Raw genomic sequence first — 18,774 nt, 5'->3', positions numbered from 1 at the left:
ACTTCCACATGACAACAAATAAGAGAACAAACATACCAGTACTACCGTTACGTGGGTTACTCGTCTACCCATCACTTATTTTACATATTGATGTGGGAAGAGAACGTTCTGTTTTTGCAATTGAACATGCGATTGCGCAGGACAATCTGATTTTTCTAGCAACACAAAAGGATATCAGTATTGAAAACCCCGAGCCGGAGGACCTGTATGAAGTTGGTACGCTGGCTTTAGTAAAGTCATTGACGCAGCTACCGAATGGTACGTATCGGGTACTCATTGAAGGGGTAGAGCGTGCAGAGTGGTCGAATTACGAAGAAGCAGATCTGTATCCGATCGTTGAAGTGATGGGCTACCCAGATGATGAGGAAAAAGATGCTGAATCAGAAGCCCTGATGCGGACGTTGCTTACATATTTCAAGAAATACTCGAAGATTTCTAAGAAAGTAACGAAAGAAACGTATGATTCGGTCGCTGCCATTGCGGAGCCGGGAAGATTGGCAGATATGGTGGCTTCTCATTTGCCGCTTAAACTAATCGCGAAGCAGGAAGTTCTTGAAATGACCGATGTTAATGAACGTCTGGAATGGTTGATTACAAGGCTTTACAATGAGCAAGAAGTACTGAACCTTGAACGCAAGATTAATGAGCGTGTCAAGGAAGCGATGGAGAGAACGCAAAAGGAATTTTATTTGCGCGAGCAGATGAAGGCCATTCAAACTGAACTTGGCGATAAGGACGGAAAAGGTCTGGAAGTTGCGGAGTTAACTGAACGGATTGAGGAAGTGAATATGCCGGAAGGGGTCAAGGAAGCGGCGTTGCGTGAGCTTGACAGGTATGAAAAGATTCCATCCGCTGCAGCTGAAAGTGGTATTATCCGAAATTACATTGATTGGTTGGTTTCTTTACCTTGGTCTGATGCCTCGAAAGATCAGCTGGATATTAATCGTTCAGAGGAGATTTTAAACCGTGATCATGATGGATTGGAAACTGTCAAGGAGCGGATTTTGGAATATTTAGCAGTTCGACAAATGACCAATTCGTTGCGCGGTCCTATTTTATGTTTGGGTGGCCCCCCAGGAGTCGGGAAAACGTCTCTTGCACGGTCGATTGCTGAATCACTCGGCAGGAAATTCGTTCGTATATCGCTAGGTGGCGTACGTGATGAGTCTGAAATACGTGGTCATAGACGGACCTATGTAGGCGCGATGCCTGGTCGAATTATTCAAGGCATGAAAAAAGCAGGGACGATCAATCCTGTTTTCCTTCTCGATGAAATCGATAAGATGTCAAATGACTTCCGCGGTGATCCATCGTCTGCGATGCTTGAGGTACTTGATCCAGAGCAGAATAATTCTTTTAGTGACCATTACATTGAAGAGCCATATAATTTGTCAAATGTGTTATTCATTGCGACTGCGAATGATTTGAGTGCGATTCCAGGACCCCTTAGAGATCGGATGGAAATCATTTCGATTGCTGGCTATACAGAAATTGAGAAATGTTCGATTGCGAAAAATCATTTGATTCCGAAACAGTTGAAGGAGCATGGGTTAAAGAAGTCGCAAGTTCGTATTAGTGATCCAGCGATTCTAGATATTGTTAGGTATTATACGCGAGAAGCTGGTGTGCGTGGTTTAGAGCGTGAAATCGCAGGTATTTGTCGTAAAGCCGCGAAACAGATTGTAACGGGTGAGAAGAAAAGTGTGACGGTTAGTCCGAAAACGCTTGAATCATTAATCGGCAAAAAGAAAGTTCGCTACGGTCAGGCAGAGACGGTGAATCAAATCGGTGTGGCAACAGGACTTGCTTATACGCAGGTGGGTGGCGATACGTTGCAAATCGAAGTTTCTTTATCACCTGGGAAAGGAAAACTGATCCTAACTGGGAAACTTGGCGATGTGATGAAGGAGTCTGCGCAAACTGCATTATCGTATGTGCGTTCAAAAACAGAAGAGTTTGGGATTGACCCAAAATTCCATGAATCGTATGATATCCATATACATGTTCCGGAAGGCGCAATTCCGAAAGATGGTCCATCGGCAGGTGTAACAATTGCCACTGCACTAGTATCAGCGTTGACGAAGCGACCTGTGCGTCGTGAGGTTGGTATGACTGGTGAAATTACGCTACGCGGCCGTGTGTTACCGATTGGTGGCGTGAAAGAGAAAACACTAAGTGCCCATCGTGCTGGCTTGACGACAATTATCTTGCCGAGTGAAAATGAGCGCGACATCGAAGATATTCCAGAAAGTGTTCGGAAAGAGTTGACCTTTAAACTTGTTTCAGACGCCGAAGAAGTTCTCGATATAGCATTGGAGGAATCTTCAACATGAAAGTCCATAACGTTGAAATGATTATGAGTGCCGTGAGGCCAGAACAATATCCATCTGAAGGATACCCAGAGTTTGCGCTTGCAGGACGATCGAATGTGGGAAAGTCGTCATTTATCAATAAGATGATTGGCAGAAAAAGTCTTGCTCGTACGTCTTCAAAGCCAGGCAAGACGCAAACGCTGAATTTTTATAAAATTGAAGAGCAGTTATTTTTCGTTGATGTCCCGGGATATGGCTATGCAAAAGTATCGAAGTCATCTCGTGAAACATGGGGGAAATTCATCCAACAATATATGGTGGAGCGCGAGCATTTGCGTGCTGTCATTCAAATTGTGGATTTACGTCATCCACCGACTAAGGATGATTGTTTGATGTACGACTTTTTGGTGAATTATAATATCCCTGCGATTATTGTTGCGACAAAAGCTGACAAGATTCCAAAAGGGAAATGGGATAAGCACTTGAAAATTGTACGAGAAACACTTCAGATGAGAAGCTTTGATTCCCTTATTATGTTTTCAGCTGAAAAAGGGATTGGTATGGAAGAAGCTTGGCGAGAAATCGAAAGTAGAATGTAAGCTATATGGAAAAATCCGAGGGTGATCATTATCTTCGGATTTTTTATTTGTCTGCTATCAGGTTAGAGGCGTTAGCCTGTGCAGATGTTTTGCATTTTGACGGAATAACTACTAAGATAGATTAGAATCATTATAAATTATCTGTTAAAACTGTTCATAGTCATACGTTGTTCACAAATTATTAAGGAGAAATAATTGTCGTATGATATAATATAATCACGAATAGAATGTGAAAGGTGTGGGCACCTGGTGTATACAATCGTAGTTGGTGTTAATCACCGGACGGCACCCGTTGAGATAAGAGAGAAATTATCTTTTATTGAATCGGAGCTGCCACAAGCGATGCAAACATTGCAACAGCAAAAAAGTATATTAGAAAATATCATTATATCGACATGTAACCGGACAGAAATTTATGCCGTTGTCGATCAATTGCATACAGGACGTTATTACGTAAAAAACTTTTTGGCTGAATGGTTTGATTTACCATTAGAGTCTTTTTCGTCGCATTTGATTATCCAAGAAAGTGACGGGGCGATTGAGCATCTGTTACGTGTATCAGCAGGTATCGATTCTATGGTGCTTGGTGAGACACAAATACTCGGGCAAGTACGCGATAGTTTCTTGGAGGGCCAAAACATTGGGACGACAGGAACTGTTTTCAACGAGCTCTTTAAACAGGCAGTTACATTTGCGAAAAAAGCGCATACGGAAACGGCAATTGGTGAAAATGCGGTGTCCGTTTCGTATGCTGCCGTAGAATTAGGTAAAAAAATATTCGGTTCCCTTAACGATAAGAATATTGCGATACTGGGTGCGGGCAAAATGGGCGAGTTAGCCGTGAAGAACCTGCATGGCAGTGGGGTTGGAAAAGTGACTGTCATTAATCGGACACTGTCCAAAGCCGAAGAACTTGCAGAGAAATTCGGTGGTCAAGCAAAATCAATGAAAGAATTGCAGTGTGCACTTCTTGAGGCTGATGTTCTCATTAGCTCAACAGGTGCGAATGGTTTCGTCATTGACTATGAACTGATGCAGTTTGCGGAGCGGTTACGTAAAGGCAAACCGATTTTTATGGTTGATATTGCGGTGCCACGTGATTTAGATCCGCGTATCGGTGATTTACCAAATGTTTTTCTTTACGATATTGATGATTTGCAAGACATTGTCGAAGCAAATCTTGCGGAAAGAAAAAATGCTGCCGAAGAAATTGGTCTGATGATTGAACAGGAAATTGTCGTATTTAACGAATGGGTAGCGACTCTTGGCGTTGTTCCTGTTATTTCAGCACTTCGTCAAAAAGCACATCGTATTCAATCAGAAACGATGGCAAGTATTGAGAATAAAATGCCGAATTTGACGGATCGCGAGAAAAAAATATTAAGTAAGCATACAAAGTCGATTGTCAATCAATTATTGAAGGATCCAATATTACAGGCAAAAGAGTTAGTGATGGATAAAAAAGCGACTGAAAAACTGGAATTATTCCAGCAAATTTTTGGAATTGACGAAGAAGTTGTTAAAGAAAAGGATTTGCTTGCGACGCAGGCGAATGATCGTTTGAAGAGCAAGGTAAAAAGAACAGTGATAACACAGCCTGATGTTCAATATTGAGTAGGATTAGGGAGTATTTTGCATCTATAGCAGTATAGTAGGTGTTAAAATACTCTTTTTTTAAGAGGATATAAATTGTAAGTGGTTGGCTCCACCCATATGTTTATTGTTTTTTAAGTGGAAAGGTAGAGATGGTATCATGGCTGATATGACGATGGCGAGGCTGCATGAAGTGATGGTCATCTTGTACGCAGTAAGCCTCGTCTTTTATTTTATAGATTATTTGAATAAGGATAGGATTGCACACCGAAGTGCATTCTGGATTTTGTCCGTAGTTTATATTTTGCAAACGCTATTTCTTGTGTTCTTTATGATAGAAGCAAAACGATTTCCGATTTTATCTCTGTTTGAGGGGATATACTTTTATGCGTGGCTACTCATTACATTATCCATCGTGTTGCATTTGTTTTACAAGATAGATCATGTTGTCTTTTTCTTGAATGTCATAGGCTTTTGCTTCATGACCATTCATACATTTGCTCCGGCGCAGATTGCACAATCGCCGATAGGGGATACGCTTGTTTCAGAGCTGCTATTTATCCATATTATGTTTGCGATTTTATCTTATACAGCATTCTCAATGTCTTTTGTCTTTGCGATTTTATATTTGTTAGTTTATAAAGTTTTGAAGAAAAAGAAATGGTCAAAACAATTTAGTCGACTGCCATCCTTGCATCAAACAACAATCGGTATGAAAGCTTCAATTTACATTGGCATTCCATTGCTGCTGGTTAGCCTAATTTTAGGGATGCAGTGGGCACAAGTAGCACTAGACGACTGGTCACTTTTTGATATGAAGATTGTGGGATCATTTATTCTTCTGGGGATTTATAGCTCTGTATTATTTTTGCGGCGGAGTGGCAAGCTGACAGGAAACGATTTCGCTTGGCTGAATATCTTTGCGTTCTTGTTTGTTATTATTAATTTTTTCCTAGCAAGCAAATTGTCTACATTCCATTTTTGGCTCTAACTTACTATAGTTGAGCCTGCTGGCATACATGCAATGAAAATCTGTGCCAAATACGTCAGGTCCATTAGATTATGAAAGGTTGGATTGAAATTATATGAGGAAAATCATTGTAGGTTCAAGAAGAAGCAAGTTAGCATTGACTCAAACGAATTGGTTTATTGATCAAATGAAGGCGGCGGGGGTACCGTTTGAATTTGAAGTGAAGGAAATTGTTACAAAAGGTGATCAGATTCTTGATGTTATGCTCTCGAAAGTAGGGGGAAAAGGGCTGTTTGTTAAAGAGATTGAGCAAGCGCTTTACAATAAAGAAATCGATTTTGCTGTCCATAGTATGAAGGATATGCCAGCAGTTCTTCCGGAAGGGCTTGTCATTGGCTGTATTCCACCCCGTGAAGATGCGCGGGATGCTTTTATTTCAAATGGGCATGTCAAACTTATGGATTTACCAGTAGGTGCTGTTGTCGGTACATCTAGTTTACGACGCAGCTCGCAGTTGTTGCTGCTACGTCCGGATTTAGACATCCAATGGATACGTGGCAATATCGATACACGTTTGAAGAAATTGCACGATGGTGAATATGATGCGATTCTTCTTGCGGCAGCGGGTATGAAGCGACTTGGCTGGAGCGATGATGTCGCAACGGAACTAATCTCTGTTGAAGATTGTATTCCAGCAGTTGGTCAAGGTGCGCTAGCAATCGAATGTCGTGCAGATGATCAGGAATTGCTTGCAGAACTTGCGAAAATTTCTGATGATAAAACTTGGAAAGAAGTTGAAGCCGAGCGTACATTCTTGTCGGAAATGGACGGTTCATGCCAAGTGCCGATTGCAGGCTTTGCAAAATATGACGGTGTGAATGTTGAATTGACTGGCTATATTGCTTCCCCGGATGCAACGCAAATTTTCAAACAGTCTTTTGTTGCTGCTGATCCTGTTGAAGCAGGTAAGGAAGTTGCCAAGATATTGCGTGCACAAGGAGCTTCTGAAGTGATTGAGAAAGTGAAGGCGGAAATGGATGCGTAATGGGCAACCACTGTTAGGGGAAAAGGTCATTTTTACGGGGACACCGAAATCACAAGATGTCTTTGAACGTGTGAAGCAATATGGTGGTGTACCGCTATCATTCCCACTGATTCGAGTAGCGGAGTTGGTAGAGTCGACGGATGAGCTTCGTTTAAATGCTTGTCCGACGTATGATTGGCTAATTTTTACGAGTCAAAGTGCAGTGGCTGCATTTGGTGCTAAACTTGAACGCTACGCAATTCCGTCAGCAACCATTCCAGCTAAAGTTGCAGCAGTCGGTACGCGGACTGCTGAGGCACTTGAAAAGCTTGGTTTTACTGTTGACTTCATCCCAACTGTGTTCAGCGCGGATGTCTTCGTTAAAGAATTCAAACCGGATGAAATGGCTATTCGCCGTCTATTATTCTTACGAGGATCAATAGCTGGTGTCACCATCAAGGATGAATTACCTTTTGAGGTGGATGAATGGACGGTTTATACAACAGAAAAAGTTAGTGATTCAATTGGCTCACTTATCGATTTATTGCACGAGAACAAGCAACTAAATGTCTTGTTCGCAAGCCCCTCGGCGGTCAGCGTATTTGCTGAGGAAGTTGCTCCTTTGGTAGGTTGGGATGGTTATACGATTGCGGCAATCGGCCATGTGACGGAAAAAGCGCTCTTTGAAGTCGGCGCGCCTGTTCATGTGAAGCCAGATACATATACATTAATGGACCTCGTCGAGGAATTGGCGGGACGGAAGGAAGGATAACTTTGGGAGACTTACAATTTAGACGTAACAGACGTTTACGTAATTCAGCTACACTACGTGCGATGGTGAGAGAAACGGTATTGAGTAAAGAAGATTTCATCTACCCGCTATTTGTTGTTGAAGGGGAAAATAAAAAAAATCCAGTGTCTTCGATGCCGGGTGTTTTTCAATTCTCATTAGATCAATTAGCAATTGAAATTGATGAAGTTGTTGCACTTGGGATTCATGCGGTCATTTTGTTCGGCGTTCCAGTCGATAAGGATGCTACAGGTACGGGGGCTTATCATGACCACGGGATTGTTCAACAGGCAACTCGTTTTGTCAAAGAACGTCATCCAGAACTGATTGTCATTGCTGATACTTGTCTTTGCGAGTATACCGATCATGGGCATTGTGGTGTGATTGAGGGTGACAAGGTATTGAATGACCCATCACTTGATTTATTAGCACGAACGGCTGTTAGCCAGGCACAAGCGGGTGCTGATATTATTGCACCGTCTAATATGATGGATGGTTTTGTCGTTGCAATTCGCCAAGCACTGGATGCTGCAGGGTTTTTAGATATACCGATTATGTCTTACGCTGTGAAATATGCTTCTGCTTATTACGGTCCGTTCCGTGAAGCGGCAGGTTCGGCACCACAGTTTGGGGATCGTAAAACGTATCAAATGGACCCAGCTAATCGCTTAGAAGCAATGCGTGAAGCAGAGTCAGATGTGGCAGAAGGTGCAGATTTCTTAATCGTTAAACCGGCACTATCGTATTTGGATATCATTCGTGATGTGAAAAATAATTTTGTCTTACCGATTGTGGCTTATAATGTCAGTGGCGAATATGCGATGGTTAAGGCAGCTGCTCAAAATGATTGGATTGACGAAAAGAAAGTCGTTCTTGAAACGTTGACAAGTATGAAGCGTGCGGGTGCGGATCTGATTATGACGTACCACGCCAAAGACGCGGCGCGCTGGTTGGAGGAGAACTAAGTGGGAAGAAATTATGAGTTGTCTAAACAAGCATTTACAGAAGCGGTAGATTTGTTGCCAGGTGGCGTGAACTCGCCTGTCCGTGCGTTCAAATCGGTCAATATGGACCCGATTTTCATGGCCAGCGGAAAAGGCGCAATTATTACAGACATTGATGGTAATGAATACATTGACTACGTGCTATCATGGGGTCCTCTGATTCTCGGTCACACGGATCCAGATGTTGTTGCGGGTATCCAGCGTGTCGCGGAAACGGGGACTAGCTTTGGCGCACCAACATTATCAGAGAACGAACTAGCGAAGCTCGTTATTGACCGTGTGCCATCGATTGAAATGGTCCGTATGGTATCATCTGGAACGGAAGCGACGATGAGTGCATTGCGTTTAGCGCGTGGCTTTACTGGCCGCGATAAAATCTTGAAGTTTGAAGGCTGTTACCACGGACACGGTGACTCATTGCTCATTAAAGCAGGTTCTGGTGTTGCTACGCTAGGTTTACCAGATAGCCCAGGTGTACCGGAATCAGTTGCGAAAAATACCATTACAGTTGCCTATAATGACTTGGAGAGCGTCAAAGCTGTTTTCAATGAATTCGGTGATGACTTGGCGGCTATTATTGTTGAGCCGGTTGCGGGTAATATGGGGGTTGTACCACCTGAACCTGGTTTCCTAGAAGGTCTGCGTGAGCTAACAGAAAACAACGGCACGCTTTTGATTTTTGATGAAGTGATGACGGGCTTCCGCGTAGGCTATAACTGTGCACAAGGTCATTTCGGTGTAACACCTGATTTGACATGCCTTGGCAAAGTAATTGGTGGTGGACTGCCAGTTGGTGCATATGGTGGGAAGCGTGAAATTATGGAAAATATAGCACCTGCGGGAACTGTTTATCAAGCGGGAACATTGTCAGGTAATCCACTGGCGATGACGGCAGGTATTGAAACATTGAAAAAATTGACGCCAGCATCATATGATTATTTCATGAAATTGGGCGATCAGTTAGAGGCAGGTTTCCGTGCGGCGGCGGAGAAGTATGATATTCCACATACTGTGAACCGTGCTGGCTCGATGATTGGCTTTTTCTTCACGAATGAAAAAGTAACAGATTATGATAAAGCGAAAACATCTGATCTCAACATGTTCGCAGAATACTATCGCCTAATGGCTGAAGAGGGTATTTTCTTACCACCTTCTCAATTCGAAGGAATGTTCTTATCGACCGCGCATACGGAAGAACATATTGCTCGAACAGTTGAAGCGTTCCATACGGTTTTTGCTAAGTTAGTTCAATAATGATGAGGAAAGCCTTCGCGGAAATGAAAATTTTCGTGGGGCTTTTTTGGTACGTCAATAGCAAGTGAATGGTTGAAGACTTAGCCGATTTTGTTGGAGACATTCCCATTTTTGTTGGACACTTATGTGAAGTGGTTGGAAGCTTTGCGCTTTATGTTGGACAAATCAAACTTCAAGTTTCTCAAGAAATCCTTCTATCCCACCCAATCCGTGCATACAATTATTTGTGTAGGAATAGAGGAGGGAACGATAATGGAGAAGAAGCAGTGGACGATGCAGGAGGATTTTATTTTCCCAGCGGATGCGGGTGTACCCGCGGGGGCGGAGTTGTTGCAGGTGACGCCGATGTATACAGAGGAACGGACGGCGGATTCAGTTCGGTTAACAGGTGTTTATCATATTGCGGCGAATGTCGTATTTGATGAGGGGGAGAGGGCTGAGGAGTTTTTAGATTCAGCGATTCTTATTGATGATGTTGATTTGCAAGGAGAGGCTGGCTATTTTGAATATGCGGTGCCGCTCCATATTGATTTGCCGTTGGAAGTTGTTAGCCCATTACAAGTTGTCACAACGGCCACATCAATTGAATCAGATGGACAAGGCTCTTTTAGTGTTGTTTGGGATGTCGAGTGCTCGTACGAAGAGGTGCTTGCTCAAATAGAAGAGCAGGTTGCCCAAGTAGAAGAACCGGCAATTGTTGTGTTAGCTGAAGAGTTGGTAGAGGAATTGGTAGAAGCCGATGATTCGTTCGCGCTGGCGACGGTGATGGCAGAGGAAGTTGAAGTCGACGATGCTGAAGCTGTTGTGGCAGTGGCTACACCGATTGCGACGCAGCAACAACAGGCCAGCACCTCATTCAATGAGATGGATGAAGCGCTGGCATTCATTGCAGGGCTAGAAGACGGTGTTTCTACGACGAGTTTCCGTTCAAATGATGTTTTTGTAAAAAACGAAAGCTAAGCCGCAGAGTAAGCACAGTAGTAGGAAATCACCAGTTGTCGGTACGATTAACAGACGGATCAGTTGAAAAATACAAATCGGGATGATGATTCCTTTGCAATAAAAACGGCACTTCCGCAGCCAAGGCGGTAGTAAATAAGGGTTATATCCTCTTCTCATTACACTATCCTTTCATCTTTATTCAGCATAAGACTCTCACCTCTATGGGGAGAAATGACTTTAGTTTTATATCCTGTTTAGGGGGCGTTCAAACGCCGGCTGAACAAAAGGGGAATGCAGGCTAAGGTCACCACATCCTGTGGCGCCGCCTGCATGACCAACTTCCTGTTGGCCCAAGCTCGATTCAAAATCTGGACGCAATTACGCCAAGGCGTAATTGATAATATACTTGACGGGCGACCTACTATTCCGCTACAATAATAAGCAACTATATATTGATGCGATGAACGGGATAGTAAGTGAATTTGATTGCTCCAGAGAGGGTGCCGGTGGTGAGAGGCCCTGTAATCGATTGACCGAATGTCACCCGTGAGCAGTTTCTGGGAACAGGTGAAGTTTTCATCTTTAGTAGCAGAAACCGGTTTGAAGCCGTTATCGAAGTGTGAGGTGCACAAGTTCTTTGGTGTGCACGAATAAAGGTGGTACCGCGAACAGCTCCTTCGTCCTTTAAGACGAATGGAGTTTTTTTGTTGTCCAAAAACAGAGGAGGAACTACTATGTCAAATGAAAACTTGTCGATGCCGACAAAATATGATCCGCAGTCTATTGAATCAGGTCGCTATGAATGGTGGCTAAAAGGGAAATTCTTCGAAGCACAACCCGAAAGTGATAAAAAACCCTATACGATTGTGATTCCACCGCCAAACGTAACAGGTAAACTTCACTTGGGCCATGCATGGGATACAACGCTACAAGATATTCTCACACGCATGAAGCGTATGCAGGGCTATGACGCATTATGGCTACCAGGAATGGACCATGCGGGAATTGCTACGCAGGCACGCGTTGAAGCAAAATTACGTGAAGAAGGCGTTACACGTTATGACTTAGGTCGTGAGAAATTTGTTGAAGAAACATGGAAATGGAAAGAAGAATATGCCGATCATATCCGTGCACAATGGGGCAAACTTGGTTTAGGTCTAGACTATTCACGCGAACGTTTCACATTGGATGAAGGTCTGTCAAAAGCAGTACAGGAAGTATTCGTCAAGCTGTACGAAAAAGATCTCATTTACCGTGGCGAATATATTATCAACTGGGATCCGGCGACGAAAACGGCTATTTCTGACATCGAAGTCATCCATAAAGATGTGCAGGGTGCCTTCTATCATATGCGCTATCCACTAACAGATGGCACGGGGAATATCGAAATTGCAACAACACGTCCGGAAACGATGCTTGGGGATACAGCCGTTGCGGTACACCCTGAAGATGAGCGCTACAAGCATTTAATCGGTAAAACAGTACGCTTACCAATCGTGGGCCGTGAAATTCCAATCGTTGCGGACGATTACGTTGATATGGAATTCGGAAGTGGAGCGGTGAAAATTACACCTGCACATGACCCGAATGACTTTGAAATTGGTAACCGTCACAGCCTAGAGCGTGTTCTAGTTATGAATGAAGACGGTTCTATGAACAAGCTAGCAGGTAAATACGAAGGAATGGACCGTTTCGAATGTCGTAAAGAAATCGTCAAAGACTTGCAGGAAATGGGTGTTTTATTCGAAATCGAAGATCATTTGCACTCTGTTGGTCACTCAGAGCGAAGCGGCGCTGTTGTTGAACCGTATTTATCGACACAATGGTTCGTCAGAATGCAGACGCTGTCCGATGAAGCCGTTAAGCTTCAACAAACAGAAGGCAAAGTCAATTTCGTACCTGACCGTTTCGAGCACACGTATTTACAATGGATGGAGAACGTACATGACTGGTGTATTTCTCGCCAACTTTGGTGGGGCCACCGTATTCCGGCTTGGTATCATAATGAAACAGGCGAAGTACATGTTGGCCACGAAGCGCCAGCAGATATTGAAAACTGGACACAGGACAATGACGTACTTGATACATGGTTCTCCTCTGCGCTATGGCCGTTCTCAACAATGGGCTGGCCGGATGTCGATAACGAGGAATTCAAACGTTACTACCCAACAGATGCGCTTGTTACAGGCTATGACATCATTTTCTTCTGGGTATCACGTATGATCTTCCAGGGAATCGAATTTACAGAGCAACGTCCATTTAAAGACGTGCTCATTCACGGACTCGTGCGTGCAGAAGACGGCCGTAAAATGTCTAAATCACTAGGCAATGGTATTGACCCAATGGATGTCATCGACAAATACGGAGCAGATGCGCTGCGCTACTTCCTTTCTACTGGTTCATCACCAGGGCAGGATCTTCGTTACTCAACAGAAAAGGTAGAATCCATTTGGAACTTTGCCAATAAAATCTGGAATGCTTCCCGTTTCGCGTTGATGAATATGGATGGCATGACGTATGAAGAGATTGACTTGTCAGGTGAAAAATCAGCTGCAGATGCATGGATTTTAACACGTTTGAATGAAACCATCGAGCAAGTGACGAAGTTAGCAGATCGCTACGAGTTCGGTGAAGTCGGCCGTGCATTGTATAACTTCATCTGGGATGATTTCTGTGACTGGTATATTGAAATGGCGAAGCTGCCATTGTACGGAGAAGATGAAACAGCGAAGAAAATGACACGCTCTGTTCTCGCTTACGTTCTCGACAACACAATGCGTTTACTACACCCATTCATGCCGTTCATCACAGAAGAAATCTGGCAAAACTTGCCGCATGAAGGGGAGTCTATTACAGTAGCAGCATGGCCGGTTGCAAATGCAACGCTGACGGATGAAACACGTGCAACAGATATGAAATTATTGATGGACATCATTCGTGCCGTGCGTAATATCCGAGCTGAGGTTAACACACCAATGAGCAAAAAAGTACCGTTGTATATTGCGGCGAAAGATGATGCAACGGTTGCGGTACTCGAAGCTAACCGAGGCTACATCGAACGCTTCTGTAACCCAGAGACATTAACGCTTGGCAACGGAATCGCAGCACCTGGAAAATCAATGTCAGCAGTTGTCACAGGCGCGGAACTGTTCTTGCCACTTGAAGGACTCTTGAATATTGATGAGGAACTTGCCCGTCTTACAAAAGAGTTAGGTAAATGGCAAGGTGAAGTCAAACGCGTCCAAGGCAAACTAGCCAACGAACGCTTCATGTCCAAAGCACCTGAAGTTGTCGTGGCAGAGGAACGTGCGAAAGAAAAGGACTATCTTGAAAAATACGCAGCAGTTGAACGTCGTATGCAAGAATTGAAGGAAATTTAAGATGAACATACAAAGACCCAATTGTGGAAATAGACAATTGGGTCTTTGCATTTGAGAAATGATTGTAATTAAAATAGAAGTTAATCAACATTTTGTCTAGTCGGTTTCAATGCATGCAGGCAATCACTTCAAGGAAAGTTTCTCCTTAATATACCCAATCAATTCTCCCGCCACCGAGAAATCATGTGTCGTATACAACGACCGTGCGCCTACTGGATCTTCAATTTCATTGAATAACCATCTTCCATCAGGTAGCAAAATAAAATCAACTCCGATGTAGTCGCTTTTCAATGCTTGCGCGATACGCTTAACTTCTTGTACCTGCCAGCTGGCGAGTATATATTTTTCGACAGAGCCACCTAGGGTGTAATTCGATTTGAAAGAATCGTTACCGGTCCGTTTAACAGCCCCGACCACTTCATCACCTATCATGAAGACGCGGACATCGCGCGCGCCAGATTCAATGTATGGTTGGACGATTATGGTATGGTCATGGAATTGTGCGAAAAATTCTTCCGCCTGCTTTGCTGATTTACAAAGAATCACTTCTAGTCCGCCATGTCCATCCACCGTTTTTAAAACACATGGATACGAGTTGATTTGATCTATTTGGCGTACTTTTTTAGTAGGTACTGCTGCAATACCAAGAAGGCTAGCAAGCTCGAATGATTTCAGCTTGTCGTTGGCAATGCGGTTCACCTCGGCTTTGTTCATTAAACGGAAGCCTTCGTTTTCAAACAGAGTGGCTAGACTTGGATTACGATCCCGAAAAAGGATGAATTCTACATCCGTATCCGGTCGCTCCTCTCCGATGAGTAAGCGTAAATCTATGCCATTTCGTCCTGCCTCTATTAGTAAGTCGTCGATGAATTGACGGTTTCTAACCGCTTCATTTTCCGAGTAATAGACATTGCCCTTCATGCAAGTCTCCTCAAAATATAGGCAATCATCGCATCTGCGACATTGACACCCGTAATGTTATAAATATTGCGGATATGAGCGGCTGCATTTACCTCGCAAACGAGTGGTTCCTCATTTTCTCCGAATAATAAATCGACACCCGCAAACTCAGCACCGACTGCTTCTGCAGCGCGTATTGCTAATGCTCGTTGGGCATCGGTTAGCTCGACTTTTGACGCTACACCGCCATTCGTAATGTTGGCTCGGAAATCCGTTTCCGAATGTCGATACATCGCAGCAACAATGTCACCGCCGACAATATTGACACGGATATCACGTCCTCGGCTTGTTGCGATGAATTTTTGGAATACATAATCGACACCGCGTAATTCATCCGTCTTGTCGTAAAATTGCTGTTCAGTTTCGATTAAATACACCTTCATGCCAAATGAACCATGACCTTCCTTGATAATCATAGGCAGACCAAGGCGCTGCAATACTCGTTCATAATACCCTGAATCTCGGATGGTGAATGCGGGATATACTTTTGGTGCAATAATTGTTTCAGGCATAGGAACACCTGATACTGCCAATTGTAAATATTGTTTCGCTTTGTTATCGCAAGTTTCTATGACATCGGGGTCGTTGAAGACAGCAATCCCAGCATTTTTTAAATATTGCGCAAGTAAAATATCTTTGTCTAAAAAAACGACAAAGCTTGGGCGGTATTCAACTGTGTTGGCTAAATCTATTAACACATCATAATTTCTTTTGAGTTCGACCTGAACTCCCGCTTGCTCAGCAGCTCCCTGCAATAATTCTGCCTGATCCTTAAATTTATCGCTCGTTAAACTTCCATTATAAATTATCCAGCAACTTAACATTGTGATCCTCCAGCCGTGATATACTTTTCCTATGTAGATTCTATCATATGGAGGGATAATTTTGATTCCAAAAATGGACGAATATAAAAAACGATGGGCAATCGAAAGTGATGATGCTATAAAACCAGGGCTTGAAGCTATCCAAGAGGCGCTTGCACTTGTTGGAAATCCAGAAGCCGATTTGCAGATTATCCATGTGGCAGGGACGAATGGTAAAGGATCAACGATTGCATTTATGGAAGGGATTTTGCGCCAGCATGGTTTTTCGACAGTTGTTTTTTCATCGCCAGCGCTAATTGATATACATGACCAAATTCGTCTCAATGGACACCCTATTTCGACTGAGGACTTGGATACCGCGTTCAAATTAATAAAAAAGGTGGGCTTGAGCGGTAAGCTTACAGATTTTGAATTGTTGACGGTTGCCGCATTTGTCGCATGTCGGCAGTTTGCTCCCGATTTTGTTCTTTTAGAAACGGGGATGGGTGGAAAGTTGGATAGTACGAATGTCGTCATACCACTTGTTTCAGTCATTACTTCCATTGCACTAGATCACACGTCATTTCTTGGAGAAACACTTGAAAAAATCACTGATCATAAGGCAGGGGTTATAAAAGCAAAAAAACCAATTGTGATTGGGGCATTGCCGAAAGAGGCTTTGGCAGTCATACAATACACCGCAAGAGAGCTGCATAGTGAATTATTCGCTTATGGAGAACAGTTTACGCTGACTACAGAAGATGCGTTTAACGGACTACAAACTTTTCAGTTAAATGGGAGAGGGATGAAAGGGGCTCATCAAGGTGTAAATGCCGCTGTTGCTATCGAAGCACTTCTTGCAGCGGGAGTCATGTTGGAAGAGGACAAAGTGGCGGGTGGAATTGCGACGACACAATTGCCCTTCCGCTTTCAAGAAGTGTTTCCAGGTGTATTTATGGATGGTGCACACAACCCTGCTGCAGCGAAAGTGCTTACTGAAACGATTCAATTGGAGTTTCCAGGAGAGAAAGTGGATTTCATAATCGGTATGTTAAAGGGCAAGGATGTTGAGCAAACGTTGAACGAGTTAGTACCTGTAGCTGCTTCCTTCACGTTCGTTACTTTTCCGCATCTTCAAGCTGAAAAGCCAGAAAAATTGATGGAGTATTGCCATCACGAGAAGAAAAAGATGACAAATATCGAATCTGATACTATAATACTAGAAAAGGAATGCGGAAGAAGGACAATTGTTACAGGTTCTCTCTACATGATTTCAAGACTTATGACCCATTCATTAGGGTTTCAAAATAGAAGTGATTTGTCGTGACAGAGTGTCTTTAGTTTGATAAGTTATATATTAGTTCTATATATTCCGACTCATTGATCTATTTGTTAGGGGGTGTAAATGTAATGTCAGCTGGAAATAAGTCTACTTTTAAGTACTTTATAATGTGGATATTGGTTGTACCACCAGGTATGTATATGATTTTTGTCAATTATCCGCCTGTACAAGTGGACTGGCTAACTGTAGTTGTCTTTTCAATTCTCAGTTTTCTAGCTGTCTATTATCCTATCAAGAGAAATGAATCACCAATATTTCTGGTAACATGGCTAACAATCCCGGCTTTTTTAATGTACGGCTTATTTGTGGAGATAATTGTGATGCAATTAGCAATATTAGCAACTTTGTTCAATAAGTCTAGCTCGTTATCATTGCTCTTGCGATTTTTCTTCAATTCGACACTCTTTTTCATCTTATCTGTTCTTGCGGCAATTGCTTTTTATGCTGTTGGAGGAGAGGTTAACTCACTTGAGTTTTGGCCGGTGTTAGTCAGCATTGCTGCCTATCAGATTGTCCACACATTTATTAATGATATCGCACTAAGGATTTACACTCGTTATAAAAGAATTAAAACATTGTATACAGCTAATGAGATTTTGGCCGATTATGTCATTGTACTTGCCATTATCCCCATGGCACTATCACTGTATTATATGATTTACATAGTTGGATCAGGTGCTTTTCTTCTGTTAGTAATGCCATTTTTCTTTATCACATTTATTCTTCGACTCTATAATAATACCGAGCAGATTAATAATTACTTGCAACAAGCTAGTCAAATCGGTCAGGAACTTTCGGGCTTGATGACGGAAAAAGAAGTGCTTCATCAGTTCGTTAGTAAAGTATCGATTCTTTTTAATGTGGAATTTGCTTATTTATTTGACCACAAAGAGGGCTGGTTAGAAGTAATTAGCTCTTATGAGTATGGTCAATTTGAAAATATTGAAATTGCACGTTTTGGGAAGGGGCAAGGATTGGCAGGACGCGTTTTGGAAACAGAGGAGCCGATCATTTATTCCTCGAAGGAGGAATGGATGGTAAAGACGCATGACTATATGCCTGACGAGATACAAAGTGTTATCTGTATACCGATTGCGAGAAATCAAAAAATCGAAGGCGTTTTGCTACTAGGCTCTAAAAAGAAATCTGCTTTTCTGGAATACCAAGTTAAGATTATGGATTTACTTTGTTCTTATTTTACTGTATCTGTTGAAAAAGCGCGCTATATGGAAGAAGCAGTCACGAAAAACGAGCGTTGTGCGTTAACCGGACTTTATAATTATCGGTATTTGGAGGAACAACTGACTTATCATATGGGGCAGGTGACAAATGATGACTCCATGGATTTGTCTGTTGTAATGCTCGATATTGATTATTTTAAAAAAGTAAATGATGAATATGGACATCAAAGTGGGAATGACATTCTCTACATTTTAGCAAGGAAGCTAGAAGCTGCACTCCCGGAAGACGGGATAGTAGGACGGTACGGTGGAGAGGAGTTTGTCTTCATCTTGCCCGGGATGACGAAATCGGGAGCCTATGATTTTGCAGAAAATTTGCGTGCAGATATTGGTGGACATAACTTTTTAATCGTCCCTGACCTTGGTGACGACAAATATCCGCTAGTAGTTCATATTACATGTAGTATAGGGATTTCGTCGGCTCCTCAAGATACGGATGAGGCGATGTCATTGCTACGTAATGCGGATCGTGCATTGTATATCGGCGCTAAACAAGCTGGACGGAATCGTGTAGCTATGTATGTAAAGTGACTAGATCTGTTGAAATTCTGTGCTTGCTA

The 18,774-nt window shown here is 42.8% G+C and carries 14 protein-coding genes and 1 other annotated feature; of the genes, 12 read left to right on the top strand and 2 right to left on the bottom strand.

All coding sequences use genetic code 11. The features are described 5' to 3' along the window. Positions 1-8: 8 nt before the first annotated feature. The 10 genes from lon to MKZ10_RS12735 all read left to right on the top strand — a co-directional run bounded on the left by lon (position 9) and on the right by MKZ10_RS12735 (position 13,868). Positions 9-2,333 carry an endopeptidase La gene (gene lon / locus MKZ10_RS12780; protein WP_342505329.1) on the top strand — a complete coding sequence of 775 codons (2,325 nt, stop codon included), beginning with the start codon at positions 9-11 and terminating at the stop codon, positions 2,331-2,333. Continuing rightward, a complete protein-coding gene (gene yihA / locus MKZ10_RS12775) occupies positions 2,330-2,911 on the top strand; it encodes a ribosome biogenesis GTP-binding protein YihA/YsxC (RefSeq protein ID WP_342505328.1) in 582 nt (193 codons plus the stop codon). The genes lon and yihA overlap by 4 nt, the downstream gene beginning before the upstream one ends. Positions 2,912-3,160: 249 nt before the next feature. After that, positions 3,161-4,525, top strand: a complete 1,365-nt coding sequence (hemA, locus tag MKZ10_RS12770) for a glutamyl-tRNA reductase (protein WP_342505327.1) — start codon at positions 3,161-3,163, stop codon at positions 4,523-4,525. 139 nt (positions 4,526-4,664) lie between these two features. After that, a complete protein-coding gene (gene ccsA, locus MKZ10_RS12765) occupies positions 4,665-5,495 on the top strand; it encodes a cytochrome c biogenesis protein CcsA (RefSeq protein WP_342505325.1) in 831 nt (276 codons plus the stop codon). A 94-nt stretch (positions 5,496-5,589) separates the two neighbouring features. Further along, positions 5,590-6,519: a hydroxymethylbilane synthase gene (gene hemC, locus MKZ10_RS12760; protein ID WP_342505324.1), complete on the top strand. Its 930-nt coding sequence runs from the start codon at positions 5,590-5,592 to the stop codon at positions 6,517-6,519. After that, a complete protein-coding gene (locus MKZ10_RS12755) occupies positions 6,512-7,270 on the top strand; it encodes a uroporphyrinogen-III synthase (protein ID WP_342505323.1) in 759 nt (252 codons plus the stop codon). The genes hemC and MKZ10_RS12755 overlap by 8 nt, the downstream gene beginning before the upstream one ends. Before the next feature lie 2 nt (positions 7,271-7,272). Then, positions 7,273-8,253 (top strand): porphobilinogen synthase, encoded by a 981-nt coding sequence (gene hemB / locus MKZ10_RS12750; RefSeq protein ID WP_342505322.1) that lies wholly within the window; start codon positions 7,273-7,275, stop codon positions 8,251-8,253. Continuing rightward, positions 8,254-9,546, top strand: coding sequence for a glutamate-1-semialdehyde 2,1-aminomutase (gene hemL / locus MKZ10_RS12745; RefSeq protein ID WP_342505321.1), 1,293 nt, complete (start codon positions 8,254-8,256; stop codon positions 9,544-9,546). Between the two features lie 252 nt (positions 9,547-9,798). Next, positions 9,799-10,506, top strand: a complete 708-nt coding sequence (locus tag MKZ10_RS12740; protein ID WP_342505320.1) for a hypothetical protein — start codon at positions 9,799-9,801, stop codon at positions 10,504-10,506. Between the two features lie 433 nt (positions 10,507-10,939). Further along, positions 10,940-11,176: a binding site (T-box leader), on the top strand. 46 nt (positions 11,177-11,222) lie between these two features. Further along, positions 11,223-13,868: a valine--tRNA ligase gene (locus tag MKZ10_RS12735; protein ID WP_342505319.1), complete on the top strand. Its 2,646-nt coding sequence runs from the start codon at positions 11,223-11,225 to the stop codon at positions 13,866-13,868. 123 nt (positions 13,869-13,991) lie between these two features. Here the strand turns inward: MKZ10_RS12735 and MKZ10_RS12730 are convergent, their stop codons facing one another. Next, on the bottom strand, positions 13,992-14,789 hold the full coding sequence (locus tag MKZ10_RS12730; protein WP_342505318.1) for an ATP-grasp domain-containing protein: 798 nt from the start codon (positions 14,787-14,789) through the stop codon (positions 13,992-13,994). Beyond that, positions 14,786-15,652 (bottom strand): RimK family alpha-L-glutamate ligase, encoded by an 867-nt coding sequence (locus MKZ10_RS12725; protein WP_342505317.1) that lies wholly within the window; start codon positions 15,650-15,652, stop codon positions 14,786-14,788. Before MKZ10_RS12725 ends, MKZ10_RS12730 begins: the two co-directional genes overlap by 4 nt. Positions 15,653-15,713: 61 nt before the next feature. On the opposite strand from MKZ10_RS12725, the gene MKZ10_RS12720 reads away from it, so the two are divergent. Further along, entirely contained in the window at positions 15,714-16,958 is a 1,245-nt protein-coding gene (locus tag MKZ10_RS12720; protein WP_342505316.1) for a folylpolyglutamate synthase/dihydrofolate synthase family protein, read from the top strand. A gap of 83 nt (positions 16,959-17,041) precedes the next feature. Then, positions 17,042-18,745: a sensor domain-containing diguanylate cyclase gene (locus MKZ10_RS12715; protein ID WP_342505315.1), complete on the top strand. Its 1,704-nt coding sequence runs from the start codon at positions 17,042-17,044 to the stop codon at positions 18,743-18,745. Positions 18,746-18,774: the final 29 nt, after the last annotated feature.

It is taken from the genome of Sporosarcina sp. FSL K6-2383, assembly GCF_038618305.1.
Taxonomy (GTDB): domain Bacteria; phylum Bacillota; class Bacilli; order Bacillales_A; family Planococcaceae; genus Sporosarcina.
This window is presented reverse-complemented; position numbering and strand designations above follow the sequence as displayed.